Below are 25,914 nucleotides of genomic sequence, written 5' to 3' on the forward strand. Positions count from 1 at the left end.
GCCCAGGATTCCGAAGCGTCGGGTCGCCGCGTGGATCGGGGCCCATGCGGCGCAGCGAGTGCTACCCCTGGTCCCAGTGCCGCGCAGCTTCCGCACCGCGACCCGCCGGGTCGCCGAGCCGCAGTCCGTCGATGTGCCCACCCCACACGGCGACGTCCGGTGCCTGATCTATCGGCCGCACCCGGGCGCCCCTCTGGCGCACGGTGGTGCTTGCCTTCCGGTAGTCCTGCACCTACACGGCGGCGCGTTTATTGTGCGCCACCCGCGGCAAGAGGAGTACATCGCCGAGTACATCGCTTCCGAAGTCGGCGCGGTGGTGGTGCTCGCCGACTACGCGACCGCACCCCAGGTCCAGTATCCCGTGGCCGAAGAGCAATGCTTTGAAGTCGCACGCTGGATCCACACCGAGGCGCCCAAGCGCGGCTGGGATGCCGCTCGTATATCAGTGTCGGGCGCAAGCGCAGGCGCAAAGCTGGCGGTCAACGTGTGCCAGCAGGCACACCACTCCGGTGAGATCAATTTGCGCGCGGCGGCATTGGCGTTTCCGGTCGTCGACCTCTCGCGCGCCGACCGGACCTCGGTCAAGAGGCGTCCACGCATATCGCGTCGTATTCAGCGTCTCGCTATCGACGCCTACGTAGTCGACCCGCGCGACCGTTGCCAACCGTTGGCATCGCCGGTGTTCGACGCGGACTTGGCCGACGCCATGCCGCCAACTCTGATCATCACCGGCGAGCTCGACACGCTGGGCCCCGAAGGTGACCTCCTCGCATACGACCTGACCGGCCGAGGAGTCGCGGTCACCCACCACCGTTTGCCCTCGGTCGACCACGGATTCACCCGATCCCAAGCCGCCTCGGCGCACGCGGCGATGCGATTGATCGGCGCTCACCTCTTTCAGTTCCTGAAATGAGCGGCGCACCGTGCGCTTCTGTCGCGATTGCACAACAGGCGCCGACGGTGTTGGCGCATTCACACGAGCAGCACCGCATCGTCTCGCCGTACGTTTCCGGCATGCCTAAGAAATTATCTCGGTTGCGTACCGCGAATCTCACCAACAAAGTCGCGGTGATTACCGGCGCCGGCAGCGGTATTGGTCGCCAGCTGGCGCTGTCATGTGCGGGACGCGGCGCCGACCTCGCCCTGTGCGACATCAACGAGAACGGTCTGGCCGACACCGCCGCGACGGTGCGAAGCTTCGGCGGCCGGGTGTTGACCGGGCGCGTCGATGTCTCTGACTCCGAGGCGATGTCGAGCTTCGCGCAGGAGACGCTCGACCATTACGGTGCGGTGGACCTGTTAATCAACAACGCCGGTGTAGGTCTGGTCGGTGGATTCCTTGATACCAGCGTCAAGGATTGGGACTGGTTGGTCGGCATCAATCTGATGGGCGTGGTGCACGGCTGCAACGCATTCTTGCCGACGATGATCGACGCCGGCCGCGGAGGTCACGTCGTCAATCTGTCGTCGGCCGCGGGTCTGCTGGCTAATCCGCAGTTGACTGCTTACAGCGCAACGAAATTCGCGGTGTTGGGATTGTCTGAGGCGTTGCGCATGGAGTTGGCACCGCACCGCATCGGTGTCACTGCCGTATGCCCCGGCGTCATCAACACCGCTATTACACAGAATAGTGCTATCCGCGGTGACGGCGACGCTGAGCAACGGCGCAACCGGCTGACATCGACATATCAGAAGCGCGGCTACCCGCCCGAGCGTGTCGCTCGCAACATCCTTCGTGCGGTTGACAGGGATCGGTCGGTTGCCCCCATTGCGGCCGAAGCCCATCTGATGTATCTGCTCTCGCGCGCCGCCCCGCCGGTGGCTCGGTGGGCGGCCACCCGGCTCGCCGAACTTTCGAAGTGACTTCCAAGTGATGAGGTATCAACAATGAAGCTCGCCGGACACAACGTCTTGATCACAGGCGCGACCGGCGGCCTCGGCCGCGCCATCGCCCACGAAATGGTTTCGCGCGGCTGTCTTCTCACGGTCACCGGTCGACGGGAACCGGAATTGCGCCTGCTGGCCGAATCGCTCGGTCCGTCCGTACGTGCGCTGACCGCCGATCTCACCGACCTCGGCGAAGTACGTGATCTGGTAAGCCGAGCTGGTCCGGTGGACGTGCTCGTGGCCAACGCCGGCGTGGGCATTCCGGAGGATCTTGGCATGTTGAGTGACGCACAGATAGAACACGCGGTCCGCGTCAATCTGTTGGCCCCCGCCGCCCTCGCTCGCGCGGCGATGGAGCCGATGCGCGAGCGCGGCCGCGGCCACATCGTGTTCATCTCGTCGGGCGCCGGACTCATTGCGACACCGGGGAACGGCACCATGTACACGGCCACCAAGTGGGGACTCCGTGGGCTCGGGCTGGCTCTCAGGCAGGAACTTCGTGGCTCGGGTGTCGGTGTCTCGACAGTCTTCCCCGGACCGGTGCGCGATGCCGGCATGCTGGCCGATACGGGCGTATCCCTTCCCCGGCATTTCGGAACCAGCTCACCGGAGGATGTCGCCCGCGCGGTAGCCGATGCGGTCGAGCGCGGCAAGACGGAGACGACCGTCGCATCGGCCGGCCTGCGGATGCTGGTGGGCATCGGCGCGGTGGCACCCCTGTTCATCGGCGACCTCGCGCGGTGGGCCGGGGCGGGCCGGGTCCGCGATGCGATGCTGAATCGGGAGTCGGTTGACTAGGACGTCGGCAGAGCCGAACCGAGTCGGGTTGCGCGCGAGTCGTTTTCGGCCACCGGTAATCATTTGGCCGTCGTGTGATCCTGGATCAGGTCGGCGAGCGCAAGCGCGACGCGGAGTTCGAGCGTGCGCTTGTCGACGGGCCGGCCCAGCAGCTCCTCTGCCTGTCGGATCCGGTAGGCGACGGTGTTCTCGTGGACGTGCAGCCGTTTTGCGGTCCGGCCCCGGCTGCAGTTCTCGTCGAGAAACGCGCGCACGGTGGCGGCCAGCCGGCGGGTGGTTTCGTCCGCCTCGCCGAGCCGACCGAGTTCGCGCCGCACGAACGTTCGCGTCTGTTCGATGTCGACCGTGGCGATGGCGCACAGCGAGACGGCTTGGTATCTGGTCACTGTCCCCAACGGCCGCTGCGCGAGCCGCGCGATCCGTTGCGCTTCGAGCGCTTCGACGTGACTGGACCGCAGACCCGCCAGCCCGCGGCCGGGCTCCCCTATCGCAACTCGGACGCCCGGCGCAGCCGTGGTGCGAATGCGCAACTCGTCCAACACCTTTGACGCAATCTCGCTGTGCGAGCTGACCCACGCCGCGACCGACAAGATACCGAGGGGATACAGCAACGGGTTCTGGTTGCCGACCGCGGAGGCGATGTCGCGAATGGCTGCTTCGAGGATCGCCTGGGTGTTCCGCCCCTCCTCGTGGGTGTCGAGCCAGGCGATGGCGGCGACGTGCCATCGCCGGACTTCGTGGCGCAGGCGGCGCGTGGCCAAGTCGGTGTCGATGGGTTGGCCGGCGAGGATCGTGGTGATCGTATCGACTTGGCTGGCCGCCGCGCTGCGTACCCAACGGTCCCGTTCGGTGGAGTAGACCTGCTCGGCCTGGCATAAGGCGGCGTCGACGTAGGCGAACATCCACGCCGAGCCCAACTCCGCGGCCAGTTTCCGATCGTCGGCGTTGGTGGCATGCGCATCGAGGATCTCATTGAAGCAGCGCGCGGTGACGGCGTGGGCGAGCCGATAGCTGCGCATCAATATGGTCAGTTCGACCCCATGTTGTGCGCCGTCGCGGGCGTAGGCCAGAGTCGGCGCGGGCAGGTCGGCCGCAGCGGCCGGATCGGCTCCGTCCACGAGCACCGTGGCGAAGTCCCGAATGCTGGCCTCGGTGCTCGACCGGTTGACTTCGACCGCCTCTGGACTTGCGAGCAGCTCGGGCAGCCGCGCACTGGTGTGCTCGTTCGCCACGGCGGCGATCTCGCCGGCGCGTTCGGCCAGTTCGGCGCCCGCCGGCCGCAGCACCGTCGCCCATACGCGACGCTCGTCGTCACCTCGGACACCGTCCCAGCTCGGCTCCATGATCTGCACGCTAGCGCCGCGCCTTCGGCAGTAGTGCGGATATTCGACAACAGCCGGACACAGCGTTGGCGATCACGGACAAGAGAAGGGGACGTCCTCTCGCAGACCATCAATGCATGCGACAACTGACCAGCCTCGACACTCAGTTCCTGGCTATGGAGAACGACCGGGTGCAAGGGCACGTCAGCGTTCTCGGAATCTACGACGCCTATACCGATTCGGGCCGCCCGCTCGACGCAGCGCTGGTCCGTGAGCTGATCAGCCGGCGCCTGCACCTGCTGCCGACGTTCCGCTGGCGGCTGGCACAGGTACCGCTGTCCCTCGACTACCCGTACTGGGTCGACGACGGCAGCTTCGACATCGAGTATCACGTCCGGGAACTGGCGCTGCCGACGCCCGGGAACGACCGACAGCTTGCCGAACAGGTAGCCCGGATCATCGGCCGCCAGCTCGACCGAGCTCGCCCACTCTGGGAGGTCTACGTCATCGGCGGACTCGACGATGGCCGCGTGGCGGTGCTGACCAAGATGCATCACGCCGCTGTCGACGGGGTGTCGGGCGCCGAGGTCATGAGCATCCTGCTCGACGACAGCACCGAGGGCGAACGCGATCCGGCTTCCCCGGTGGTCGCCGAGCCGTTCCCCTCCGATATCCAGATGCTCGGCCGCGGGCTGGTCGGCTTGATGTGCCAGCCGCTGCGGGTGATGCGCGCGGGTCCCACCGCGCTGCCGCACCTCGATGACGTCCCGACCATCCGGCACCTACCTGGCGTGAAGCTTCTCGCGCGCACCAGCCGGGTGATCAAACGCGCGATACCGGCCCCGTCCAAAACGCTGCCGGCACCAGGTAGCGACATCACTGCGCCCCGCACCCGATTCCAGGCGCGGGTGTCCCCGCACCGCCGCGTTGCGTTCGGGTCGCTGTCGCTGCGCGAGGTCAAGGCGGTCAAGAACACGTTCGGCTGCACGGTCAACGATGTCGTTATCGCGATCTGCACCTCGGGACTGCGCTCCTGGCTGAACGAGCACGATGAACTGCCCGCCGAGCCACTCGCCGGGTTCGTGCCGATGTCGGTGCGGACCCCGGAGCAGAAGGGCACCTTCGGCAATCGAGTGTCGGTGCTGCTGACCGAGCTACCGACGGATGAGGCCGACCCCCTGCAGCGGTTGACCCGCATCAGCAACGCGATGCGGGCGGCGAAGGAGCGTCACCGCGCGTTGCCGGCGTCGTTGTTGCAGGACGCAAACCACTTCATCCCGCCCGCACTGCTCGCACAAGCCGCCCGCGCAACCTCGCGGTTGGCGGGTGTGCGCGGGCTGAATCAGCCTGCGAACGTGATGATTTCGAACGTTCCCGGTCCGTCGACTCCGCTGTATCTGGGTGGCGCCCGCCAGAACGCCCAATTCCCGGTGTCCGGAGTGCTGGACGGAATCGGCATCAACATCACCGTAATGAGCTACCTGGACTCGCTCGAGTTCGGCATCGTCGTCGACCGCGAACTGGTTGACGACGCCTGGCCGATTCTCGACGCGCTTCGCGCCGGACTGGCCGAACTCGTCGACCTCGCGTCCGCGCACACCGCACCGCCGCACGTCACTCCCCTCCGCGCTAAGGCGTCGACCCGTAGGAAGGCCACCCCATGAACCCCGACATCGCCAGCGGCAGCATGGACGACCACCAGCTCACGCTGACCGGAATAGTCGAGCGGGCCGAGCGGTTGCACGCCGGTCAGGGCGTGATCTCGCGTCGGCCATCCGGCGCGGTGAGCAGGACGACCTTCGGTGAATGCGCCATGCGCGCACGCCGACTCGCCGGCGCGCTGCGTTCGCTCGGCGTCGGCGTCGGCGACCGGGTCGCCACCTTGATGTGGAACCAGAGCGAGCACCTGGAGCTGTACTTCGCTGTGCCGGCGATGGGTGCGGTCATCCACACGCTCAACCCACGGCTGTTCCCCGACGAACTCGGCTTCATCGTCGACGACGCCGCCGACAGCGTGATCGTCGTCGACGATTCGCTGCTGGAGGTATTCGAGAGCTTCGGCGCCACACATGATTTCGCGGATGTCATCGTCGTCACGCACACCGGCGAGTCTCCCGCCGGGACGCTGGACTACGAGTCGCTGCTGGCGGGTGCCAAACCGGTCGAGTGGCCTGCGCTGGATGAGCGTCAGCCGGCGGCGATGTGCTACACCTCCGGCACGACCGGCCGACCCAAGGGCGTCGTGTACTCCCACCGAGCCCTGGTGCTGCACTCGCTTGTCGCCGCACTGCCCGACCAGCTTTCGGTGTCGGCAAGAGACACCGTGCTTCCCGTCGTGCCGATGTTCCACGCGAACGCCTGGGGCCTGCCGTACGCGGCCGCTCTCGCCGGCGCCCGGCTGGTGTTGCCAGGTCCGCGGCTGCACCCGCACAGCGTCCTGGACCTGTGCGTGGCCGAGAGCGTGACGATGGCCGCGGGCGTGCCCACGGTGTGGATGGGCATGCTCGCCGCGCTCGACGCCGAACCCGCACGATGGAAGCTGCCCGAGTTGGACCGGCTGATCGTCGGGGGGGCGGCGGTCCCGCGGTCGATGTTCGAGGGGTTCGACCGCCACGGGCTGACCGTCGTGCAGGCGTGGGGCATGACGGAAACCGCCCCCCTCGGCGCGGTCTGCCGGCTGCCGGAGCAGCTCGACTCGTGCAGTCAGGACGAGCGGTACGGCTACCGCAGCCGCCAAGGGGTGGCCAGCCCGTTCGTGGAAATCCGCGCCCGCGACGACGACGGGGAGACCATCGCCTGGGACGATGCGGCCATGGGTGAACTCGAGGTCCGCGGACCCTGGGTGGCCGCCGGCTACCACGGTGGCCGAGGCACTGAGAACTTCACCGAAGACGGCTGGTTCCGCACGGGTGACGTCGTGCGCATCGATCCACGCGGCTGCATCCGCATCTGCGACCGCTCCAAGGATCTCGTGAAGTCCGGCGGTGAGTGGATCTCCTCGGTCGACCTGGAGAACCAACTCATGTCGCACCCCTCGGTCGCGCAGGCCGCCGTGATCGCGGTGCCCGACGACCGGTGGGGCGAGCGTCCGCTCGCGGTCGTGGTGCTACGGGACAACGCGAAGGCGTCGTCTGAAGAACTGCGCGAACACCTCGCCAAGGAGTTCGCCAAGTGGCAACTGCCCGATCGCTTCGAGTTCATGGAAGCGCTTCCGTGCACCGCCACCGGAAAATTCAAGAAAACCGAGCTGCGAACGATGTTCGCGACAGCATGAAAGGAACCGACATGAACCGCTTCGACATCACCCAGACCAACCGCGCGGTGGAGCGACTGATCGAGACGACGGAGAACCCCCGTCATCTTTATCTGCTGCACGCCTACAACCGGCACCGCTACCTGGAGATGGCCGGCCGCTATGAGGAGATCTTCGCGCCCGACATGACCGTCGAAAGTCCCGTCTACCACTTCAACATGTTGGGCAAGACCCTCACGCTTGACGGCGCCGAGGCGGTCAAGGCCGTGTATCACGAATGGTCGGAATCCGCGCAGTGCATCTTCTACGCGGAGGACGAGAAGCTGGCCGTGAGCGACCACATGATCGTCTCCACTTCGCTGATCTACCAGCAGACGCCTGGCCACGTGTTGGCAGCCGAGGGCGTCGCGGTCGACCCCAATGCGTACTTCCTGGTGAAGACGGCCGAGCACATGATCTGGCCGTATGACGACCGCGGCCGGCTGACGGGCGAGGATGTCTGGGAGTACGACGACACGGTGCGCGAGATCATCCCGTTGCAGCCCGGCGACGTACTGGACACCGAGCAGTCGGCCAAACTGCTCGATCCACTGATCAAGCCGCTCCCGTCACACAATCCGTTCCTGGACCAACGAGCGAACGCCATGTGACTTCCCTACAGTGACAACGCACCCGAACACGGCGAAGGGACGACGATGACCAACGATGTGGTGGCTCCGAAACTGCCCGGCGGTGAGACCCTGCCGTTCGCGCCCGTCCCCTCGGCGAGTGTCGCCGGACGCACATTGCAGGAATCCACCTACGCCCAGCGCACCGTCCCGCGGCGACTGGGCGACGGGGCGCCCAACGTAGTGATCGTGCTGATCGATGACGCCGGTCCGGGCCTGCCCACCACGTTCGGCGGCGAGGTCCGCACCGACACCATGGACCGAATCTGCTCGGAGGGTGTGTCCTACAACCGCTTTCACACCACGGCGATGTGCTCACCCACCCGGGCGTCACTGCTGACCGGGCGCAACCACCACGAAATCGGCAACGGCCAAATCGCCGAGCTGGCCAATGACTGGGACGGTTACGCCGGCAGGATCCCGCGCAGCAGCGCAACGATGGCCGAGGTGCTCAAGCAGTACGGCTACGCCACGTCGGCGTTCGGCAAGTGGCACAACACCCCGGCCGAGGAGACGACGGCGGCCGGTCCGTTCGAGAACTGGCCCACCGGCTTGGGATTCGAGTACTTCTACGGCTTCCTCGCCGGCGAGGCGTCGCAGTACGAGCCGCATCTGGTGCGCAATACTACGGTGGTCGCTCCCCCGAAGACTCCCGAAGAGGGCTACCACCTGTCTGAGGATCTGGCCGACGACGCCATCGGCTGGCTGCGGCGGCACAAGGCCTTCAGCGTCGACAAGCCGTTCTTCATGTACTGGGCCAGCGGTTGCCTTCATGGACCGCATCACGTCATGAAGGAGTGGGCCGACCGGTACGCCGGCAAGTTCGACGACGGCTGGGACGCGTACCGAGAGCGGGTGTTCGCCCGATCCAAGGCGAAGGGCTGGATCCCGCAGGACTGCCAACTCACCGAGCGCGACGCCACGCTGGCCTCGTGGGACAGCATCCCCGACGACGAGAAGCCCTTTCAACGTCGGCTCATGGAGGTGGCGGCGGGCTACGCCGAGCACGTCGACGTACAGGTCGGCCGCATCGCCGACGAGCTCGACCGGCTCGGCTACGGCGACAACACGCTCTTCTTCTACATCTGGGGTGACAACGGCTCGTCCGGCGAGGGACAGAACGGCACCATCGCAGAGTTGCTGGCGCAGAACGGCATTCCGACCACCGTTCGCCAGCACATCGACGCCCTCGAGCAACTGGGCGGCCTGGACGTGCTGGGGTCGCCGCTGGTTGACAACCAGTACCACGCGGCATGGGCGTGGGCGGGCAGCACGCCGTACAAGGGCATGAAGCTGTTGGCATCGCACCTCGGCGGCACCCGCAACCCGATGGCGGTTAAGTGGCCGGCCAAAGTCGACCCCGACCCGACGCCTCGTGACGTGTTCCTGCACTGCAACGACGTCGTGCCGACCGTCTACGACGTCATCGGCATCGTTCCGCCGCGCACCGTCAACGGAGAACCGCAGATCCCGATAGCCGGGGCAAGCTTCGCCAGCACGCTGGTCGACCGTGCCGCCTCCGGCGGGAAGCCGACCCAGTACTTCGAGATCATGGGCAGCCGGGCGATCTACCACGACGGCTGGCTCGCGTCCGCGCGCGGTCCTCGGCTGCCTTGGTTGCCCGGTGCGCCCGAGGGCATCGAGTCGTGGACTCCCGACAACGACACGTGGGAGCTCTACCATCTGGACGAAGACTGGTCACAAGCGACAGACCTCGCCGAGCAACACCCCGACAAACTGCTCCAGATGCGGGAGATGTTCGCGATCGAGGCCGCCCGGAACTCGGTGCTGCCCATCGGCGGCGGGCTGTGGGTCCCCGTCTACCACCCCGAGTTACGCATCGCGCCGCCCTACCGGGAATGGGAGTTCTCCGGCGACACCGTCCGAATGCCCGAATTCTGCGCGCCCGCATTGGGAAACAAGAACAACACTGTTACCATCGGGGCCGATCTGCCCGACAGCGCGAACGGTGTGCTGTACGCACTCGGGGCGGGCGCCGGCGGGCTGACCTGTTACCTCGACGAGGGTCACCTGTGCTACGAGTACAACCTGTTCATCCTGCAGCGCACCAAGATTCGCTCGACTGCGAAGTTGCCCGGCGGGCGCGCAACGATTGTCGTCGAGACGCGCTACGCCGAGCAGCGCCCCGGCGGGCCGCTCGACGTCACGCTGCGGGTCGACGGTGAGGTGGTAGGGCAGGCGCAGGTGCCCATCAGCGCTCCGCTGCTGTTCACCGCCAACGACTGCTTCGACATCGGGATATGTCTGGGATCGCCGGTCTCGCTGGACTACCGAGAACGGGCCCCCTTCCCTTTCGAGGGGCACATCCACGGCGTCCACGTCGCCTACACCTGAGCCGCGATTTCTGCAACAGGGCTTCTTCGCTATTACTCATCCCACAATGCTGGTCAGCACTAGCTGCGCCGCTGGTCAAAGCGGTTGACGGGCGTTTCACGCACTGCGATCAGTCTCCTGCGCGCGTTCGAGTCCCGTCAGCCACCCCGATATCGGGAACCCCGCCTACGCGAGTAGGCGGGGTTTTCTGATCTCTATGTCATCGAGATAGCGCCCAGGTAGGCGAAGTGGGCTCGCGGGCCTACCCAGGCACTATCTGAACGACGGGTACTACTCGCCCCAACTGCTCGGCAGCATGGGCCGGCGCACACCGTTGCCGAATGCGTCACCACGCAGCGAAGCGAACCCACTGGGTTGCGCGCCGTCCGGGCGCGCCACGGCATCGGCGAACCCCATCGGTCCGGCGCCCTGCTCCGACGCTGTGGTCTCGGGCTCGAGGTCCATGTATTCGTAGCCACGGCCCAGCTGCTGGGCCTTGGCCCGGCGGCGCTGCATCTGCTGCTGCTCCTGCTCCTCGGCGACCGGCGAACCCTCCGGGTTCTCGGCGTCACGGCGCTCTGCTGAGCGCCGCCGGGCCCGGCTGCTGGCCGCGCGCCGGGCATCGGCCGGTATCCCGCCGAGCAGATAGCCGAAGGCATCCATGTTGCCCAGGGTGGGCGGCGAGGCGGTCGGCGGCGCGCTGGCCACGGAGCTGGGTGCCGGCGGGGCCGTCACTGTCGAGGTCGCCGGCGTCGACGCCGGTGCGGTGGGCGGCGGGGCCGCGCCGCCCGACGTCATCGAGAACGCCACCGGCGGCGGTGCCGGGGGCGGCGTCATCGGCAGCACCGGCACCGGGTTGTGCAGCGCGGCCAGCCCGCCCGCGCCCAGTAGACCGCCGGCGGTCAAAAACGGCGCCACCGCGACGGTTGCGGCCAGGATCGGTATCAGCGCGGGCAGCGCCGCCAGCAGCACCTGCTGCAGCGTGGTCTTCAGCAGCGCGATGGTGTCGGTGGTGATCGCCACGAACATCGCGCCGGCACCGAACAGCAGCGTGTAGGCGATCGCGACCGGGTTGCCGGAGGCGAACGCGATACCGAGGTCGGCCGCCACGTAGCCGGCGGTCTGCGAGATGTAGGCCACGTACTGCGCGATGTCCATCGGATAGCCCAGCGCGAACGCCAGATTGAACGGATGGAAGAAGGCCAGCGGATTGCCGGTCCAGGGCAGATACGGGTCGATGCCGGCGAACAGTTCGGCGAAGAACGGGTCGTTGTAGACGCCCTGGATCAGCGGATCCAGCACGTTGTTGTAGAACTCGGTGTAGCCGATCTGGTCGAAGAATTCCAGATAGTCGTTGGTCTGATCCGGCGGCGGGTCGGCGGCGGCCAACGTGTTGGCGTTCAGGATCTGCGGCGCCACAATACTTTCCGGGGTGGCAGCCAGCGTCGTGGTGGCGACACTGTCGTAGGCCCCCATCACGGTCGCGGCCTGAATCCACATCCGCAGGTAGTCGGCTTCATTGAGTGCGATCGGAATCGTGTTGATGCCAAAGAAATTCGTGCCGATCAGCACCGCGTGGGTGGCGTGGTTGGCGGCCAGTTCGGCCAACGTCGGCATGGCTGCCAGCGCGCTACTGTAGGACGCTGCAACGGTTTCATGCTGTGCGGCGCGTACCGCACTCTCCGCGCTCTGTTGGGTCAGCCAGGCCAGATACGGGCCGTGGGCTGCGGCATATGTTGCAGCACTGGGCCCTTCCCAGTTCGCCGACTCCACCGCCGCCAGCAGTGCGGTCAACTCGGCGGCAATCTCGGCGTATTCGGCACTCAACGTGCTCCAGGCGACGGCGGCTGCGTGTAGTGCACCCGGTCCGGGTCCAGATGACAGCAAGCCGGACCAGACCTCCGGCGGTGCGGACATGTACATGGGTGCGGTCACAGCCGACCACCGCACGTTCGAACTGACACGGACGCTCATCGGCTTTCTCGGGGTGCACCGCCCCGGGTAGCAGGATGCAACGACGTGAATCTCCTGGCTCTCGGATCACTGCTCGCCTCGCCTTCCAGCTTGCGCCGTGGCGGTTGAGGGTCGCTCCCCGATGACAGTGGCGGGACCGCGCCGGACTCACACCGGCTTCCTACTTCGTCGTCACCTTACCGAGGCATTATGGCACGGTGCGATCCGTCGGCCGAGCCAGCCCGGCCCGGCCCAACCCGGTGGTCTGAGCCTGCCGCCGAGTGCCGCGATGAGGACGACGCATCGAATTCGTGTTACCGTCAGTCGCGCGCATTTTCTTGTCGCGCTCGCAAAATGAGAGAAGTAAGTTTCAATGACACAGGGCACTGTGAAATGGTTCAACGGCGAGAAGGGCTTCGGCTTCATCGCCCCGGACAGCGGAGACGCCGACGTCTTCGTCCACTACTCCGAGATCAGCGGTAGCGGCTTCCGCACGCTGGAGGAGAACGCTCGAGTTCAGTTCGAGATCGAGCAGGGCGCGAAAGGCCCTCAGGCGGTGGGAGTTTCCGTCATCTGAGGGTAACTCAGACTTCGCAGAGCTGGCACGGCATCAGCCGTGCCAGCTCTTTGCGTTACCGGGACTGTCGCGTTTCTTCGCGACGGCGCAAGGTCACCGATCACGATGACGCCCGCAGCCAATCCACTTGCACCGCCCACCGAGGAAGCGGACTGTGCCGGACGCCGGCTGCGCTACTGTTGAATATGCCCCGCAGACAATCACACTCATGGTTCGACGATTTGGACCTGCGGGCTCGAGCCGACTTGCTGGCCCGACCGCACGGCTATCTCCCCGACGCGGTGGCCGCGGCGATCCCCAAAGGGGCACGGCAGCTCTTCCGTGACGAAGCGCAGCGCAAGTGGCAACTTCGCTCGGCCGAAGCAATCCACCTGGAGGAAGAACGCCTCCGGCTGACCCAATGGTGGCGGCGGCTTTCCAGCGCTGCCCGGTCGGCCTTACTGCGGGACCGTGCGCACGGCGTGCCGGCTGATCTGCACGACGCGGTGTCCGATCTGGATCCCAACCGGGTCCCGCTGGGCAGCAACAGCGACACCTCCTACCAACTACCTGCCATCGCCGCCGCCTACCTGGAAATGGTGGCGACCGATGCAGACCCCCGGTAGCACTTACCGCACGAGATCCGGGCAGCGTCGCGCCGACCGAGCCCGGCCGCCGAACTCTGCTCAGCCGGCTTGGCGTTTGGCGGCTTCCCGAGCCAGCAGCCGGTCGCGCTGCGCTTCGAACTTGGTGGCCTGCCGCTCCAGGTCGTCGAGGTAGGCAGCCAGTTCGTCGCGACGCCGCTCACCGAGCGCGGTGAAGTCGTTGCGTTCGAAGATCCGCCATTTGCGCAGGTTCGGTCGCACCACCTCCTCGAGGTGTTGGCGCGGATCGTAGATGCCGTGCTTGGCCATCAGCACGCCGTTGCGGCGGAAGTCGGGCATGCCTCGCCCGGGCATCCGGAAATTCTCGATCACCGCGGCGACGGCGTCCATGGCCAGGTCAGGCGTCAACTCCAGGGCCGCCCCACACATGTCCCGGTAGAAGATCATGTGCAGGTTCTCGTCGGCTGCCACCCGCTGCAACATCCGGTCGGCGACCGGGTCGTTGCACACCCTGCCGGTGTTGCGGTGACTCACCCGGGTCGCCAACTCCTGGAACGTGGTGTAGGCGATCGACAGCAGGAAGTCGGTCCGGTGGGTCTCTTCTTCTTCGGCGGTGGGCGCGAAGCCGTTGGTGACGTGCACCATGCGGGCCTGCTCGAGCGCGACGGGGTCCACGCCACGACTCACCACCAGGTAGTCCCGGATCACGATGCCGTGCCGGTTCTCCTCAGCGGTCCATCGACCCACCCAGGTGCCCCAGGCGCCGTCCTGGGTGAAGTACTTGGCGGCCTGACGGTGGTAGGACGGCAGGTTGTCCTCGGTCAACAGGTTGGTGATCAGCGCTGCGCGCGCGACGTCGCTGAGCTCGCTCTGCTCCGGATCCCAGTCGTTGCCGCCGGTGGCGGAGTAGCTGCGACCGCGGTCCCACGGCACGTAGTCGTGCGGGTACCAGTCGGTGGTGGCAGACAGGTGCCGATTGAGGTTAGCCTCGGCGATCGGCTCCAGTTCGCTGACGATCTGCTCGTCAGTCAGCTGCTTTGCCATACACCTCCTCCGTATGTGCGTGCGGGTCGAGATAGCCTATCGTGAGCGAGCAAATCGTCGTTCGACCGCGGTAGGGTCGCGGGGTGAAGTCTCAGCGACGCCTGGTGGGGACCGTGCTGGCAACCGCGGCGCTGATCCTGGCGGCGGCCCCCGCGCACGCCGAACCCGACGTCGTCGACCCGTGGCCCACCATCCGGTTCTTCGACCAGGCCGACGCCGCAACGTTCACGGTGCCCGGTGCCGACGGGGTCTGGTTCACCGCGCCGACCGAACAGAACTGCGGGATCTGGGGGCGCGGCAGCTTCGCCTGCCGCGGTGACATCCCGGGCGCCCCGCCCGGAACCCAGGCATTGGGTTGGGTCACCGGCGACCGAGCCATGCATTACGACTGGACCGTGCCGTTCCGGATGCCGGCCACCGTCGCCGCCAAGTCGTTGCCGGAACGCACCTCCATCGAACATCAGGGCACCACCTGCGCGGTCGCCGAGAACGCCACCACCTACTGCGAGCGGGGCCCGTTGCGTTTTGCGCTCACCCCGGCCGGGTCCTGGCTCACCCCGCCGTGGATGGACCTACGCCGCTAGGGTCCGGCCAGCACCGCGACCACCAGGGTGCGGCCGGTCTGCTCATCGTGGATCACGCTGGTGCCGAACGTGGTGTAGGAGCAGTCGGCCAGCACCGCGTGTCCCTGCAGCAGCGCTCCTGCGATGGCGGCGTCGGCGTCGCGGCCGGCGCCCTGTAGCTGCACGGCCTTGCCGGCGGTGCCGCCGAAGTCCCGCAGCACGAACAGCGGGTCGGCCACCGGCACGTACTGGGCGTCGTGGTGCAGGTAGTCGAGCGTGGACTGGTTGGAGATCGCGGCCACCCGGGCCACCAACGGATCATGCTGCAGCCCACCGCACGACGCGGCGTGGGCGCCGGCGATCTGGGCGTCGAAGTCGGCATCGGCGCCGGCGGGCGCGGCCGGCAGGGTCGCCGCCCCGAACAGCGCGCACAGCACGGTCAGGATTCGCATCACGCCCCCCGACAGGTGTGTGACCGGTTGATCCGGCTGCCCCAGTACTGCACCCGGCGCAGCGACGGGCCGCTGAACCAGGCCGGCTGATGCGCCCGCAGGCCGTTGCCGACGTTGGACAGATGCTGCCACAGCAGATAGAAGCTCTCCCCCTGGTACATCGGGAAGAAGTTGTCTCCGACATAGTCCCGCCGCTGGGTCAAGGCCTGGGTCCGTGGCGCCAGGAAGGCCACGGACTGGTCGATGTTGGCAACGACGGCGGCCGCGTGCGCCGAGACGTCGTCGACGGCCCAGTTGCCGTTGCGGGAGATCAATTTGATGTTGAACCGGTCGATTTGGCGCATCAGCTCCTCGTACTGCGCCTCGAACCACTGGCACATCTCGCGACCCGCGGTGATGTCGGCTTCGGTGACGTACTGGCGGGTCTCGTCGTACGGGAACGGCGTCAGTGGTTGCCAGTCGGTGTACACCGGCACGATCACCGGCAGGGGCGGCGGTATCGGCTCCTCCCCCACCGGGTCCGGCGGGTCGGCGGACGCCGGCAGTGAGATCGCCAGCAGCGCAACCAAAGCCGCGACCAGCGCGCCGACGGCGCGCCGGAGCAACGACACCATGTCAGCGCGGAGCCAGGACCGCATCGATGCCGCCGATATCCGTGATCTGCCAGTCGTTGTTGCTGTCCAGGGTGACGCTGTAGGTCGCCGTCGACGGCAGACCGTCGGGTGCTTGGGTGGTCTTGGTGAGCACGCTGACGAACGCGTCGACCACATAGATCCCGCCGGCGTCCGAACGCACGATCGCGGCCAACGGTTTGGAGGTGGACTGCCACTGCAGCGGTGTGAGCAACTGCTCCATCGACTCCGCAGCCTCGGTCAGTTTGGCCTCGAGCTCCGGTGAGGTACCGGCCACCAACCGCTGGTTCCAGGAGCTGAGGTCGCGGTGGTCCATCTCTGCGGCAGCCACCGCGTAGTCCATCGCCACCTGCTCTGCGCGTTCGTGGTTCGCGGCCTGGCGGGCAGCGGCGTCCAGTTCACTGCGGGCGTCGAAGTACAACCAGCCGAACACACCGGCCGCGGCGGCCAGCACCGCGATCAACGCGCCGACGACCAGGGTGCGCACCGACAGCGTCACCTGGCGCGCCGGCGTGGCTGCGACCTCGACCGTCGGCGCCTCGGCCACCGAGGCCGAGACCTCCCGGGCCACGGTGTCGTCATCCGCCTCGGGTGCAGGCTGCGGATTCTCTGCCATGGACGTGCCTTTCTTTTTCAAACTCTGCGGTGCCGGCGGCACTGGGTCATCCCGGCGGCGGGACCGTGACCCGCAACGTGATGGTGCCGTCCTCGGGGACGCCGCGCAGCATGTTGCCCAGGAACCGGCCGGTGTCGAAGTTGCCCAGCGCCACCCCCATGTTGCGGATGTTGGGCAGCAGCGTTTCGGCGATCACCTGGAGGTCGGGTGAGCGGGTGTCCAGGAACCCCTGGATCCGGGCCAGGTACTCCTTGAAACGCTGCAGGTTCTCCGGCGAACCGGCCAGCACGATGTTCATCGCGCCGGCGAAGATGCCCTGCACGTTGGGACCGAGCGCCCGCAGCTGCGGCGCCAGGTTGGCCAGTGCCGGACCTATGAAACCGGCGTTGCTCAACAGGGTTTGGACATTGGCGACCAGCAGTTGACCGCGGCCCTGCAGCCCGCCGACCTCGGCGTGCAGCAACTCGCCGGCCCGGTTGATGTTGGGCAGCACCGCATCCGGGTCCGGCAGTGCCCGGTCGAGTTCACCGACTATGGCGTCGAGTTGCTGCGGGTCGGCCTGGCCCAACAGCCGGCCCAGACTGACCGCCAGATCGGAGATGGTCGGTGAGCGCTGAACCGACTCGGCGGCGATGTGCTGGCCGTCGCGCAGCATCGGGCCGTCGCTGCGGTTCGGGAAGAAGCCGACGTAGGTTTCGCCCAGTGCGGACAGGTTGTCCAGCCGCACCGTGCTGTCCACTGGTATCTGGTGTGCACCGTCGATGTAGAAGTCGATGCCGGCATCGGCGGCCCGGGCGTGGATGGCGGTCACCTTGCCCACCGGGACCCCGCGCAGCAGCACGTTGGAGCCGACCACCAGACCGTTGACGTCGGCGACCGCCATCGTCAGCGTGGTGCGCTGCTCCGGCGGCGACAGCCGCACGCCCAGCCCCGCGAGGTAGCCGACAGCGAGTACGACGACGGCGGCCAGCGCGGCCAGCGACGCCACGTTGCGGAAGGTGAGGGTCACGGCACCGCCCCCAGGATCCGGAGCACCTCGGCGACGTTGTCCGACATCTCCTGGCCGTCCGGACCGACGATCGAGGTGATGTTGATCGCCGGGTATTTGTCCTGCGGCAGGAAGTATTTGGTGAACAGCCGGCGCCAGGCCGGAATCTCGTCCTCCACAGCCCATTTCGTGCCCTGGATGGCACCGGTCGCGTCGCCGACGGTGGTGATCATCGGCACCAGCCAGAAGCCGCCGCTGTAGATGCTGCCGATCGACGGGATCATGATGCTCAGCCGGGAAGCAACCTGGGTGGCGCGATCGAAGCCCAGCATGCCGGCCGGCGAGAACCAGTACTGCATGTTGGCGCGCTTGCCGTACAGCACCGTGGAGGTGTCGGCCAGCCCGGAGAGCACCAGGTTCGCCGAATCGACGTTGTCGGCGAGTTCCGACAGATTGGTGCTGATCTGGGACACCACCTCGGGCAGTGGCATGTCGCTGCTCTCGGCCACCCGGTTCAGCCCGATCATGCTGTCCTGCACCCGCTGGATCGAGCCGCTCGCGACGAAATTGGCCAAACTCGCGATGGTGTCCTCGATCTGCGGCGGCGACGTGGTCTGCGTCAGCGGCAGCACCGCACCCGGCGCCAGCGGCGCGGCGCCGGGCTGACCGGAGCGCTCCAGCACCACGTAGATGTCACCGAGCACGGTGGCCTGCTGCAGCTTGGCGTGCACGTCGGCCGGCACGGCCACATCGGAGTGGATCCGCGCGGTCAGATCCACCTGCCGATCGGCGATGCGTACGTCGGCGACCTGACCCACCGTGACGCCGTCCATCACGACGTTGGCGCGCTGCGGCAGGTTGAGCACGTTGTCGAACTGCAGTACCAGCTCGTACCCGTCGCGTACCTGGCCGGGCACCGGGAGCGACTCGACCCGCAGCGACGAACACGAGCACAGCACCGCGGTCGCCGCCAGCAGCGCGGCCCAGCGCATCCGAAGTCGGTTCATCGGCTCGCCTCCACCAGCGCGTACTGCAGCAGGGCAACATCGACCGCGTACGGCGTGCCGGCGATGTCGGCACAGCTGCCGGGCACCCGTGAGTTCATGATGCCGCACATCAGCAGACCGTCCTGGGTGCGGATCCGATACATCGGAGGCCGCCACTTCAATTGCAGGCCTTGCTCATTGAACCGGTCCGAGACGGTGGTGATCCAGCCCGGTATCGGGTTGAGCAAATTCGACAGCGCGGTGGCGTGCGGGCTGGCCTTGCGCAGCGCCACCGACACGGTGTCGAGCACCTGCTGGGTCTGCCCACCGAGTTCGCGTTCCAGGTCCGCGATCATGGTGATCATCAGCGGCAGCGTGCCGGTCATCCGCCGCACGCCGTCCACGGCGCGCACCAGATCCGGTGTGGTGGCCTGCGCGGCAAGCAGCACCTTTTCCATGGTGGGCTGGATCTCGGTGAGCTCGGTGGTCAACGTGGACAGGTTGGCCAGCACCGAGCCGGTGTCGCTGATCGTGGCGTCCGGGCTCTCCAGCAGCGCGGACAACCGGGTGAGGAAGTCGGCGCTGCGGGCGCCCTGATCGGTGAGCAACCGTTGCACCGAGCTGACGGTGCCGGCGACGTTGTCGGTACCCTCCGGGCTGATCGAGTCGATGAAGCCGGCAACCGATCCGACCACCTGCGACAGGCTCTTCGGGGTGGCGGTGCGCTGCAACGGGATACATTCGTCGGCGGCCAGTTGCGGTCCCCCGGCGTAGTTGCCGACCAGTTCCAGGGAGCGGTCGGCCAGGATCGACAGCGAGCGGATCACGGCCTTGACGTCGGCCGGTACCGGCCGGTCTTCGGTGATGGTGAAGCGCACCTGCACGCTTTCCGGGCCCGGGGTCACCGAGTCAACGGTGCCGATCTGATAACCCATCTGGGTGACCGGGTTGCCCGGGTACAGGCCGATCACATCGGCCAGTACCGCACAGTATTGCGGGTTCGCCTGGCGCCCCGGCCCGCCGCACGAGGTGGTCGCAGCAAGTGCGACGACGGCGATCAGGACGCCGAACAGGCCGCGAGGCAGGGATCTGGTCAACATGCGCTCCCCGGGACCGGGATGCACAGATCGGTGGCCAACAGATCCGGGCCGGCGTTCTGCGCGTCGAGGACTCGTTCCAGCTTGTCGCGCACCCGGCGCAGACCGCGCACCACCACGCCACTGCGGTCCGCCCAGGTCTGCACGATCTCCTGCCAGTTGCGCACCTTCTCGATGAACTTGTCCCGGTGGCCGTGGTAGAACTCACCCACCGGCTTCAGGGATTCGAGCACGTCACCCATCCCGGCCAGGGCCTGCCCGAAACCGGCCGAGTACAGCACCAGGGTCTGCTCGATGATCGCCACCTTGCGCACCAGCGCCTTGAGTTGGTCGCTGTAACCGGCGAGCGCCTGAATGTACTCGTCGGACAGGTTCAAGATGGTCGAGATCTGGCCGCGTTGCTGATCGATCACCCCGGTCAGGGCGTTGCCGGCGTCCAGCACCGCCGACAGCGTCTCCACGTTGCCGCCGTCGAGCCCGGCCTGCACCTTGTCCAACGCTTCGCGGATAGGCGCGGAGGCGACGTTGTCGGTCACCTTGGTGGCTTCCCGCACCGTCCGAATCAGGTTGTAGGGCATGCTGACTCGTTCGATCGGGATGGGCTGTTGCCCCAGCGGCTGATCACCCAGTGACACGATCGAGGTGTAGTAGCCGCCGGCGACGGTGCGCATCCGGACCTGGATCTGGGATTGGTCCCCGACGAATGCGTCACGATCGACCATGGCGCGCACCCGAACCCGCTCCGGTTCCAGTGCCAGGCCCTGGATCCGGCCGACGTCCACGCCGGCGATGCGCACCGCATCGCCGGGCCGCACGGTGCCGGCGTCGTCGGTGTAGAAGACGACTTCTTGCTGACCGGGCGGCCGGAAGTAGAGCACGCCGGCCGTGACGGCCAGCACCACCACCATGGCCAGCGCGACCAGACCCAGCAGCGTCGGGTTGCGCAGGAATCTCAACGGTTGCACAGCACCACCCGCTGTCTGTTGAGCAGCACGTCCATGGTCGCCGGCAACTGTGCACGGCCTCGCGAGCACGGTGTGACTTCGCCGGATTGTCCGGGCGGCGGGATGTTCTCCCAGATCACCGGGATCATCTTGAATCCGTCGATGGCGTCGTTGAAGTTGGTGATGGCGCGGTCCAGTCCGTCGTCGATATCGGCGCCGGGTTGGATTCCGATGTTGCGCAGCAACCGCACCACGGCCTGGGTGAACTGCGGCCCGTACAGATCCGACTTGCGGAACTCGTCGAGCACGGTGAGCGCCGAATCCACCGGCCGGTTGGCCCATTCCAGCAGTTGGATGAACTCCCGGGAGCGCCCGCCGACGGCATCGGACATCGCACTCAGGTTGGCCATCAGGGTGGAGATGACGGTCTGCCGATCGGAGACGAATTCGGTGAGGGTGCGGATGCTTTCGAGCATCGGGCCCACGCCGCTGCCGTCGCCGGCCAGAACCGTGCCGACGTTGTCGGTGAAGGTGTTGATCTCCTCCGGGCTGAGCGTGGCCAATACCGGTTGCAGACCGTTGAACAAGGTGGTGATGTCCAACGAGGGCTGAGTCATGGTGGTCGGGATGTGGGTCAGCCCGGCGTCGACGACGTCGCCGTGTTCGGTGTCGGCGGGGTCGACGACGTCGAGGTACCGCAGCCCGGTCAGCGCCTGGAACTTGATGGCCAGCTTGCTGTTTGGTTGCACCCCGAAGCGGTTCTGCATGGTGAAGCCGATCTGGGCCACGCTCTGCCCGGCCCGCCGCACCAGGTCGATCGAGGTGACCTTGCCGACCCGCACACCGCGCACGCGGACGTCGGCGTCGACGCGCATCCCGGAGGCGTCGGTGAACTCGGCGGTGTAGGAACGGGTCTCACCGGTGACCGGGGCGCGCAGCACATTGATCACCACACCGGCCAACGCGAACGCCAGGACTCCGGCCAGGATCAGCCGCCACAGTGCGCCGCGGGGCTGCAGAGTTCGGCTCATCACGGCACCCCCATCGCCTGCAGCGGTGCCGCTACCCCGGGAATGCTGTCCAACACGACGCGCACCCGCAGCGCCCGCTGATCGGGCCCGCCTTCGTACATCCGCTCGAAGCGGGTGCGCAACTCCACCAGGGTGTCCGAGATGTTCTCGGTCTGGGCGATTCCCGGGATCGGCCCGGTCAGGGTGCGCACCACTTCGGTCACCGGAAGCAGTTCGCGCACATGCGAGGACAGCAGTCGGCCGACCGCGGCGAACATGCCGGTGGACGCCAGTTCCACGGTCGGCAGGAAGCGCTGCTGGAAGAACTCCTCGGAGACGTCGAGTCCGGTGTGGTCGAGCCGGTCCACCAGGTCGGTGAGCGCGTCGGCGAAGGTCGGCGCCGGCACCGTGATGCCGGCGGCACTGCGGACCAACTGCCCCGCGCTGACGGTCTGCACCTTGGTCACCGAATTGGCAACCAGCAGCACGGTTTCCATCATCGGGTTCAGGCCGTCGACATAACGGGTGACACGTTCGAGCACGTCCACCAGCTGCGGGGTCACCACGCCGCCGGTGATCTCGCCGAGCCGGGACAAGAACGCCTGCATGGTGTAGTTGCCGCGCGGGGCCAGGGTCAGGGTCATGCCGTCGCGCAGCGGCTGCCCGGCGGTGTCGGGCTGGATCAGGTTGATCCCGGTCACGCCGAAGTAGTTGGCCGGCCGGTAGTCCATTTCGATGGTGTCGGTCAGGCCGGTCGCCGGGCCGGGCTGCAGCCGCAACTGCAGCCGCACACCACCGCCGGGCAGGCTCGCGACGGTGTCCACCTCCCCCACCCGCACGCCGTGCAGCAACACCGGACTGTCGGCGGCCACCCCTTGACCCACGTAGGGGGTATCCACCGTCAGCGCCAATCGTGGATCGGCGCTGCGGGCCCACGGATTGAAGGCCAGCAGTGCGGCCACCAACGCGACGACGACCACGGCCGCAAGGCCGATCCGCGCCAGGAGTCGAGACTCCTGCTGCGAGGTGATCCGAAGTAGCACGGCCGGCACCTATCCCTTCAACACGAACTCGGGTCGCACGCCCCACAGGGTGACGGTGAGTGCGAAGTTGACGACGACGATGGTGACCAGGCTGGCGCGTACGGCACGCCCGGAGGCCTGCCCCACCCCGACCGGGCCGCCGGAGGCGAAATAGCCGTAGTAGCAGTGGATCAGCGTCACCAGGGCGCAGAACACCACGGCCTTGGTCAGCGAGTAGCCGATGTCGGTGGGCGACAGGAACTGTTCGAAGTAGTGCTCGTAGGTGCCGGTCGGTTGATCGCGGAACACCGTGATCACGGTGTGCGCCACCAGGAAGCTGGTGACCAGGACGATCAGGTAGCCCGGGATGATGCACACCAGGGCGCCGAGCAGCCGGGTCCCGACCACGAACGGGATCGGCCGCAGCCCCATCGCCTCGATGGTGTCGATCTCCTCGGAGATCCGCATGGATCCGATCTCGGCGGTCATCCGGCATCCGGCTTGGATCGCGAACGCGATGCCGGTGATCAACGGGGCCATCTCGCGCACGTTGGCGGTGCCGCCGATGATCCCGGACAGCGGACCGAAACCGAGCATGTTCAGGGTGGAGAAAGCTTCGATGGCCACCGACGCGCCCATCGCGGCGCCCATGATCAGCAGCACGCTGCAGACCCCGCCGTCGACGATCACCGAGCCGCGGCCCCACGCCAATCCGTTGACCGCCTTGAGGGTTTGGCGGCGGTAGCGCCATGCCGACAGCGGCAGGTACCAGAGGGTCTGGGCGATGAACACCAGCCACTGCCCGACCGTGCGCAGCGCGCCGTGCACAGCGGCGCCGACACCGCCGGCGGCCTTGCGCGCGGTGTCTGCCGAGTTCGGGAGCGTCAGTGTCATCAGGCGATCCCCGACGGGAAGAACATGGTCTGCAGTTGGGTGATCGACACGTTGGCGATCACGATGCAGACCACCGAGAGCACCACCGAGGAGTTGACTGCGTCGGCGACACCGCGCGGACCGCGTTTGGCTTCGATGCCGCGCAGCGAGGCGATGACGCCGACGATGCCGCCGAAGACGATGGTCTTGGCCACCGCGAACCACACGTCGGTCACCCGGGCGAAGGATCCGAATGACATCCAGAAGCTACCCGCGGTCACCCCGTTGACGCCGACCGCGATCAGATAGGAGGCCGACACCGCGCACGCGATGATCACGAAGCACAGCACCGGACCGATGGACACCAGCGCCAGGAACCGCGGCACCACCAGCCGGCGGACCGGGTCGATGCCCATCACCCGCAGCGCGTCGAGTTCTTCGCGGATCTGCCGAGACCCCAGGTCCGAGGCGATCGCGGCGGCGGCCACACCACCCATCAGGAAGCCGGTGACCATCGGGGCGCCCTGGCGGATCACGCCGAAACCGCTGGCGGCACCGACCATCGAGGTGGCGCCGAGTTGGTTGACCAGACCGCCGATCTGGACCGACACCACGCCGCCGATCGGGATCGCCATCAGCAGTGCCGGGGTGGCCGTCACCTTCAACAGCGTCCAAGCCTGCACCAGCAGTTCGCCGACCGGCAGCCGCAGCCTGATCAGGTCTCGGATGGCGTAGCGGAGGATGGCTGCGGCCAGCAGGACGGCGCGGCCGATGGTCGCGGTGGCCTGGGCCGGGATGCGCCAGACCCGGGCCGCAGAGCGGCGGGCGGATTCGGTGATGGTGTCGAGCGCCTTGGACGGCCCCGTAGCGGGGCGGGTAGCTGCCAGCGTCATCGCTGCAACCGGGCGCCAACCGGCCGCCATAGCCGCCCGTGGGGCTGCGATGGTGGGTCAACGGGCTGCATTTGCGATCCAGTCCTTTGGCGTCCGGCAGTAATCGTCTCGCGGCAATCACCACAGGTCGCGCTGAAGGCGAAGCCCGCACGTCTGAGGCTAGCCTCGGCTAACGCGATGATCGTACAAACGGCGTTTACCGGTATCAAGTCCTTCAAATTTGGCGCTGATCACATTGCGGCGCGATGACCGGCGGATTTGCTGTGCGTTCGGCTCGGGCAGTGCGGGCCGACTCAGCCGTTGGCCATGTTCCGGCACATCGGGGTGTGCATGACCTTGTTGCCCGGGGTGGCCGCGGCCACGATCATCGGCGTGACGTCGTTGAGGCCGGGGAAGAAACCTGCGATGTTCAGGTCGCAGATGTAGCCCAGCGTGTAGGCACCTTCGCCGCTCATCCGGGCCATGCCCTTGAGCATCAGCGGCAGGTTGGCACCGGTGAACGCCAACTGCGGCTCGATCGAGACCATGTGCTTCACCCAGCCGGGCTCACGCGTCACCATCGCGTCCAGTGACGGATACACCTCGTCGGAGATGGTGGACAACTGCCGCACCACCTTGGCGATCGACCCCATCGAGTCGATCAACTCCGGCCGCCGGGCGTCGAAGCCGGTGACCACCTGCTGTGTGTTGTCGATCACCCGTTCTAAGTTCTCGTTCTGCTGGGCCAACGTTCCGAACAGCGTGTTGAGGTTGGTGATCACCCCGCCCAGGGCTTCGTCACGACCGGCCACCGACTCGGTCAACCGCGAGGTCTGGTCCACCAGCGTGGTGATCGAGCGGGCATCGCCTTGCAGCGAGGCGATGACGCCCCTGGTGAGATTGTCGGCGTCCTCGACGTCGAGCAGACCGAACAGCGGTTCGTAGCCGTTGAGCAGATAGCCGACGTCGAACGACGGATCGGTCCGTTCGACCGGGATCACGCTGTGCGCGGGCAGCGGTGCCGGATCGCCCACGGTGCCCAGCGACAGGCCCAGATAGCGCTGCCCGACGATGCTCTGGTAGTTCACCGAGGCCACCGTGGTGCCCAGCACCTGCTGTTCGGACTGGACCACGAAGGACACCTTGGCCAAGGCGCCGTCCTGCAGTTCGATCTTCTCCACCCGGCCGACCCGCACGCCGGCCATCCGCACGTCGTCGCCCTCGCGCAGCCCGAAGACGTCGGTGAAGACCGCGGCGTAGGCCGCGGTGTGGCCGGCCACGTCGCGGCGCAAGGTCACGTAGATCAGATAGGTCAGCGTCAACGCGATCGTCATGAACACTGCCAAGCCGATTGTCGTCGTCGACATCGGGCGCGCATGTCCGGTGCGCCGCTTCATCATCGGCGACTCCGCGCACCGGCACTACAAGGCCGGCAGGCC

Annotated in this window: 25 protein-coding genes and 1 riboswitch; of the genes, 10 read left to right on the plus strand and 15 right to left on the minus strand. The window is 67.1% G+C overall.

Going from position 1 to position 25,914, the window contains the following annotated elements; translation table 11 throughout:
* Window positions 1–76: 76 nt before the first annotated feature.
* Genes AC5Y3P_RS12480 through AC5Y3P_RS12490 form a run of 3 tightly spaced genes read left to right on the plus strand, consistent with a single transcriptional unit; the run spans window position 77 to window position 2,685 of the window.
* Complete coding sequence (locus tag AC5Y3P_RS12480; RefSeq protein WP_500046205.1) at window positions 77–913, plus strand: alpha/beta hydrolase fold domain-containing protein; 837 nt, start codon at window positions 77–79, stop codon at window positions 911–913.
* Complete coding sequence (locus AC5Y3P_RS12485) at window positions 910–1,863, plus strand: SDR family NAD(P)-dependent oxidoreductase (RefSeq protein ID WP_500046206.1); 954 nt, start codon at window positions 910–912, stop codon at window positions 1,861–1,863. Before AC5Y3P_RS12480 ends, AC5Y3P_RS12485 begins: the two co-directional genes overlap by 4 nt.
* A 24-nt stretch (window positions 1,864–1,887) precedes the next feature.
* Window positions 1,888–2,685, plus strand: coding sequence for an SDR family NAD(P)-dependent oxidoreductase (locus tag AC5Y3P_RS12490; RefSeq protein ID WP_500046207.1), 798 nt, complete (start codon window positions 1,888–1,890; stop codon window positions 2,683–2,685).
* A gap of 59 nt (window positions 2,686–2,744) precedes the next feature.
* Here the strand turns inward: AC5Y3P_RS12490 and AC5Y3P_RS12495 are convergent, their stop codons facing one another.
* On the minus strand, window positions 2,745–4,028 hold the full coding sequence (locus AC5Y3P_RS12495) for a PucR family transcriptional regulator (RefSeq protein WP_500046239.1): 1,284 nt from the start codon (window positions 4,026–4,028) through the stop codon (window positions 2,745–2,747).
* Between the two features lie 116 nt (window positions 4,029–4,144).
* On the opposite strand from AC5Y3P_RS12495, the gene AC5Y3P_RS12500 reads away from it, so the two are divergent.
* From AC5Y3P_RS12500 to AC5Y3P_RS12515, 4 genes are read left to right on the plus strand one after another with little or no spacing between them, the layout of a single operon-like run.
* A complete protein-coding gene (locus tag AC5Y3P_RS12500) occupies window positions 4,145–5,671 on the plus strand; it encodes a WS/DGAT/MGAT family O-acyltransferase (protein WP_500046208.1) in 1,527 nt (508 codons plus the stop codon).
* Complete coding sequence (locus AC5Y3P_RS12505) at window positions 5,668–7,281, plus strand: long-chain fatty acid--CoA ligase (RefSeq protein ID WP_500046209.1); 1,614 nt, start codon at window positions 5,668–5,670, stop codon at window positions 7,279–7,281. The genes AC5Y3P_RS12500 and AC5Y3P_RS12505 overlap by 4 nt, the downstream gene beginning before the upstream one ends.
* Window positions 7,282–7,292: 11 nt before the next feature.
* Window positions 7,293–7,910, plus strand: a complete 618-nt coding sequence (locus AC5Y3P_RS12510) for a hypothetical protein (RefSeq protein WP_500046210.1) — start codon at window positions 7,293–7,295, stop codon at window positions 7,908–7,910.
* A gap of 45 nt (window positions 7,911–7,955) precedes the next feature.
* The gene (locus AC5Y3P_RS12515) at window positions 7,956–10,283 is read left to right on the plus strand and encodes an arylsulfatase (RefSeq protein ID WP_500046211.1); all 2,328 of its coding nucleotides are present in this window, start codon (window positions 7,956–7,958) and stop codon (window positions 10,281–10,283) included.
* Window positions 10,284–10,553: 270 nt separating this feature from the next.
* Here the strand turns inward: AC5Y3P_RS12515 and AC5Y3P_RS12520 are convergent, their stop codons facing one another.
* Window positions 10,554–12,197, minus strand: a complete 1,644-nt coding sequence (locus AC5Y3P_RS12520; protein WP_500046212.1) for a PPE family protein — start codon at window positions 12,195–12,197, stop codon at window positions 10,554–10,556.
* Window positions 12,198–12,263: 66 nt separating this feature from the next.
* Window positions 12,264–12,441: riboswitch (cobalamin riboswitch) on the minus strand.
* A 147-nt stretch (window positions 12,442–12,588) separates the two neighbouring features.
* Here AC5Y3P_RS12520 and AC5Y3P_RS12525 point away from each other — a divergent pair.
* Complete coding sequence (locus AC5Y3P_RS12525) at window positions 12,589–12,792, plus strand: cold-shock protein (RefSeq protein ID WP_500046213.1); 204 nt, start codon at window positions 12,589–12,591, stop codon at window positions 12,790–12,792.
* A gap of 221 nt (window positions 12,793–13,013) precedes the next feature.
* Window positions 13,014–13,397 carry a hypothetical protein gene (locus AC5Y3P_RS12530; protein WP_500046214.1) on the plus strand — a complete coding sequence of 128 codons (384 nt, stop codon included), beginning with the start codon at window positions 13,014–13,016 and terminating at the stop codon, window positions 13,395–13,397.
* Window positions 13,398–13,457: 60 nt separating this feature from the next.
* On the opposite strand, the gene AC5Y3P_RS12535 is transcribed toward AC5Y3P_RS12530, so the two are convergent.
* The gene (locus tag AC5Y3P_RS12535) at window positions 13,458–14,420 is read right to left on the minus strand and encodes an acyl-ACP desaturase (RefSeq protein ID WP_500046215.1); all 963 of its coding nucleotides are present in this window, start codon (window positions 14,418–14,420) and stop codon (window positions 13,458–13,460) included.
* An 83-nt stretch (window positions 14,421–14,503) separates the two neighbouring features.
* Here AC5Y3P_RS12535 and AC5Y3P_RS12540 point away from each other — a divergent pair, with 83 nt between their 5' ends.
* Window positions 14,504–15,004, plus strand: a complete 501-nt coding sequence (locus tag AC5Y3P_RS12540) for a hypothetical protein (protein ID WP_500046216.1) — start codon at window positions 14,504–14,506, stop codon at window positions 15,002–15,004.
* Here the strand turns inward: AC5Y3P_RS12540 and AC5Y3P_RS12545 are convergent.
* The 12 genes from AC5Y3P_RS12545 to AC5Y3P_RS12600 all read right to left on the minus strand — a co-directional run bounded on the left by AC5Y3P_RS12545 (window position 15,001) and on the right by AC5Y3P_RS12600 (window position 25,842).
* The gene (locus tag AC5Y3P_RS12545; protein ID WP_500046217.1) at window positions 15,001–15,435 is read right to left on the minus strand and encodes a hypothetical protein; all 435 of its coding nucleotides are present in this window, start codon (window positions 15,433–15,435) and stop codon (window positions 15,001–15,003) included. The two genes, AC5Y3P_RS12540 and AC5Y3P_RS12545, sit on opposite strands and share 4 nt — an antisense overlap.
* Window positions 15,435–16,073 carry a hypothetical protein gene (locus AC5Y3P_RS12550; protein ID WP_500046218.1) on the minus strand — a complete coding sequence of 213 codons (639 nt, stop codon included), beginning with the start codon at window positions 16,071–16,073 and terminating at the stop codon, window positions 15,435–15,437. Before AC5Y3P_RS12550 ends, AC5Y3P_RS12545 begins: the two co-directional genes overlap by 1 nt.
* Window positions 16,051–16,683 carry a hypothetical protein gene (locus AC5Y3P_RS12555; protein WP_500046219.1) on the minus strand — a complete coding sequence of 211 codons (633 nt, stop codon included), beginning with the start codon at window positions 16,681–16,683 and terminating at the stop codon, window positions 16,051–16,053. The genes AC5Y3P_RS12550 and AC5Y3P_RS12555 overlap by 23 nt, the downstream gene beginning before the upstream one ends.
* A gap of 46 nt (window positions 16,684–16,729) precedes the next feature.
* Window positions 16,730–17,692: an MlaD family protein gene (locus AC5Y3P_RS12560; RefSeq protein WP_500046220.1), complete on the minus strand. Its 963-nt coding sequence runs from the start codon at window positions 17,690–17,692 to the stop codon at window positions 16,730–16,732.
* Window positions 17,689–18,678: an MlaD family protein gene (locus tag AC5Y3P_RS12565; protein WP_500046221.1), complete on the minus strand. Its 990-nt coding sequence runs from the start codon at window positions 18,676–18,678 to the stop codon at window positions 17,689–17,691. The genes AC5Y3P_RS12560 and AC5Y3P_RS12565 overlap by 4 nt, the downstream gene beginning before the upstream one ends.
* Window positions 18,675–19,757, minus strand: coding sequence for an MlaD family protein (locus AC5Y3P_RS12570; protein ID WP_500046222.1), 1,083 nt, complete (start codon window positions 19,755–19,757; stop codon window positions 18,675–18,677). The genes AC5Y3P_RS12565 and AC5Y3P_RS12570 overlap by 4 nt, the downstream gene beginning before the upstream one ends.
* Entirely contained in the window at window positions 19,751–20,710 is a 960-nt protein-coding gene (locus tag AC5Y3P_RS12575; RefSeq protein WP_500046240.1) for an MlaD family protein, read from the minus strand. Before AC5Y3P_RS12575 ends, AC5Y3P_RS12570 begins: the two co-directional genes overlap by 7 nt.
* On the minus strand, window positions 20,707–21,729 hold the full coding sequence (locus tag AC5Y3P_RS12580; protein WP_500046223.1) for an MlaD family protein: 1,023 nt from the start codon (window positions 21,727–21,729) through the stop codon (window positions 20,707–20,709). The genes AC5Y3P_RS12575 and AC5Y3P_RS12580 overlap by 4 nt, the downstream gene beginning before the upstream one ends.
* Window positions 21,729–22,751 (minus strand): MlaD family protein, encoded by a 1,023-nt coding sequence (locus AC5Y3P_RS12585; protein ID WP_500046224.1) that lies wholly within the window; start codon window positions 22,749–22,751, stop codon window positions 21,729–21,731. Before AC5Y3P_RS12585 ends, AC5Y3P_RS12580 begins: the two co-directional genes overlap by 1 nt.
* A gap of 9 nt (window positions 22,752–22,760) precedes the next feature.
* Entirely contained in the window at window positions 22,761–23,624 is an 864-nt protein-coding gene (locus AC5Y3P_RS12590; RefSeq protein ID WP_500046225.1) for an MlaE family ABC transporter permease, read from the minus strand.
* Window positions 23,624–24,496, minus strand: a complete 873-nt coding sequence (locus tag AC5Y3P_RS12595) for an MlaE family ABC transporter permease (protein ID WP_500046226.1) — start codon at window positions 24,494–24,496, stop codon at window positions 23,624–23,626. The genes AC5Y3P_RS12590 and AC5Y3P_RS12595 overlap by 1 nt, the downstream gene beginning before the upstream one ends.
* Before the next feature lie 293 nt (window positions 24,497–24,789).
* Window positions 24,790–25,842: an MlaD family protein gene (locus tag AC5Y3P_RS12600; RefSeq protein ID WP_500046227.1), complete on the minus strand. Its 1,053-nt coding sequence runs from the start codon at window positions 25,840–25,842 to the stop codon at window positions 24,790–24,792.
* Between the last annotated feature and the right edge of the window lie 72 nt (window positions 25,843–25,914).

The sequence above is a fragment of the Mycobacterium sp. NGS45 genome (assembly GCF_059812645.1).

What these genes read in the sequence shown, in the direction of transcription:
- AC5Y3P_RS12485 (WP_500046206.1), top strand. Translation starts at nt 910, where the DNA reads ATGAGCGGCGCACCGTGCGCTTCTGTCGCGATTGCACAACAGGCGCCG.
- AC5Y3P_RS12490 (WP_500046207.1), top strand. Translation starts at nt 1,888, where the DNA reads ATGAAGCTCGCCGGACACAACGTCTTGATCACAGGCGCGACCGGCGGC.
- AC5Y3P_RS12495 (WP_500046239.1), bottom strand. Translation starts at nt 4,028, where the DNA reads ATGGAGCCGAGCTGGGACGGTGTCCGAGGTGACGACGAGCGTCGCGTA.
- AC5Y3P_RS12500 (WP_500046208.1), top strand. Translation starts at nt 4,145, where the DNA reads ATGCGACAACTGACCAGCCTCGACACTCAGTTCCTGGCTATGGAGAAC.
- AC5Y3P_RS12505 (WP_500046209.1), top strand. Translation starts at nt 5,668, where the DNA reads ATGAACCCCGACATCGCCAGCGGCAGCATGGACGACCACCAGCTCACG.
- AC5Y3P_RS12510 (WP_500046210.1), top strand. Translation starts at nt 7,293, where the DNA reads ATGAACCGCTTCGACATCACCCAGACCAACCGCGCGGTGGAGCGACTG.
- AC5Y3P_RS12515 (WP_500046211.1), top strand. Translation starts at nt 7,956, where the DNA reads ATGACCAACGATGTGGTGGCTCCGAAACTGCCCGGCGGTGAGACCCTG.
- AC5Y3P_RS12525 (WP_500046213.1), top strand. Translation starts at nt 12,589, where the DNA reads ATGACACAGGGCACTGTGAAATGGTTCAACGGCGAGAAGGGCTTCGGC.
- AC5Y3P_RS12535 (WP_500046215.1), bottom strand. Translation starts at nt 14,420, where the DNA reads ATGGCAAAGCAGCTGACTGACGAGCAGATCGTCAGCGAACTGGAGCCG.
- AC5Y3P_RS12545 (WP_500046217.1), bottom strand. Translation starts at nt 15,435, where the DNA reads ATGCGAATCCTGACCGTGCTGTGCGCGCTGTTCGGGGCGGCGACCCTG.
- AC5Y3P_RS12550 (WP_500046218.1), bottom strand. Translation starts at nt 16,073, where the DNA reads ATGCGGTCCTGGCTCCGCGCTGACATGGTGTCGTTGCTCCGGCGCGCC.
- AC5Y3P_RS12555 (WP_500046219.1), bottom strand. Translation starts at nt 16,683, where the DNA reads ATGGCAGAGAATCCGCAGCCTGCACCCGAGGCGGATGACGACACCGTG.
- AC5Y3P_RS12565 (WP_500046221.1), bottom strand. Translation starts at nt 18,678, where the DNA reads ATGAACCGACTTCGGATGCGCTGGGCCGCGCTGCTGGCGGCGACCGCG.
- AC5Y3P_RS12570 (WP_500046222.1), bottom strand. Translation starts at nt 19,757, where the DNA reads ATGTTGACCAGATCCCTGCCTCGCGGCCTGTTCGGCGTCCTGATCGCC.
- AC5Y3P_RS12580 (WP_500046223.1), bottom strand. Translation starts at nt 21,729, where the DNA reads ATGAGCCGAACTCTGCAGCCCCGCGGCGCACTGTGGCGGCTGATCCTG.
- AC5Y3P_RS12590 (WP_500046225.1), bottom strand. Translation starts at nt 23,624, where the DNA reads ATGACACTGACGCTCCCGAACTCGGCAGACACCGCGCGCAAGGCCGCC.
- AC5Y3P_RS12595 (WP_500046226.1), bottom strand. Translation starts at nt 24,496, where the DNA reads ATGACGCTGGCAGCTACCCGCCCCGCTACGGGGCCGTCCAAGGCGCTC.
- AC5Y3P_RS12600 (WP_500046227.1), bottom strand. Translation starts at nt 25,842, where the DNA reads ATGTCGACGACGACAATCGGCTTGGCAGTGTTCATGACGATCGCGTTG.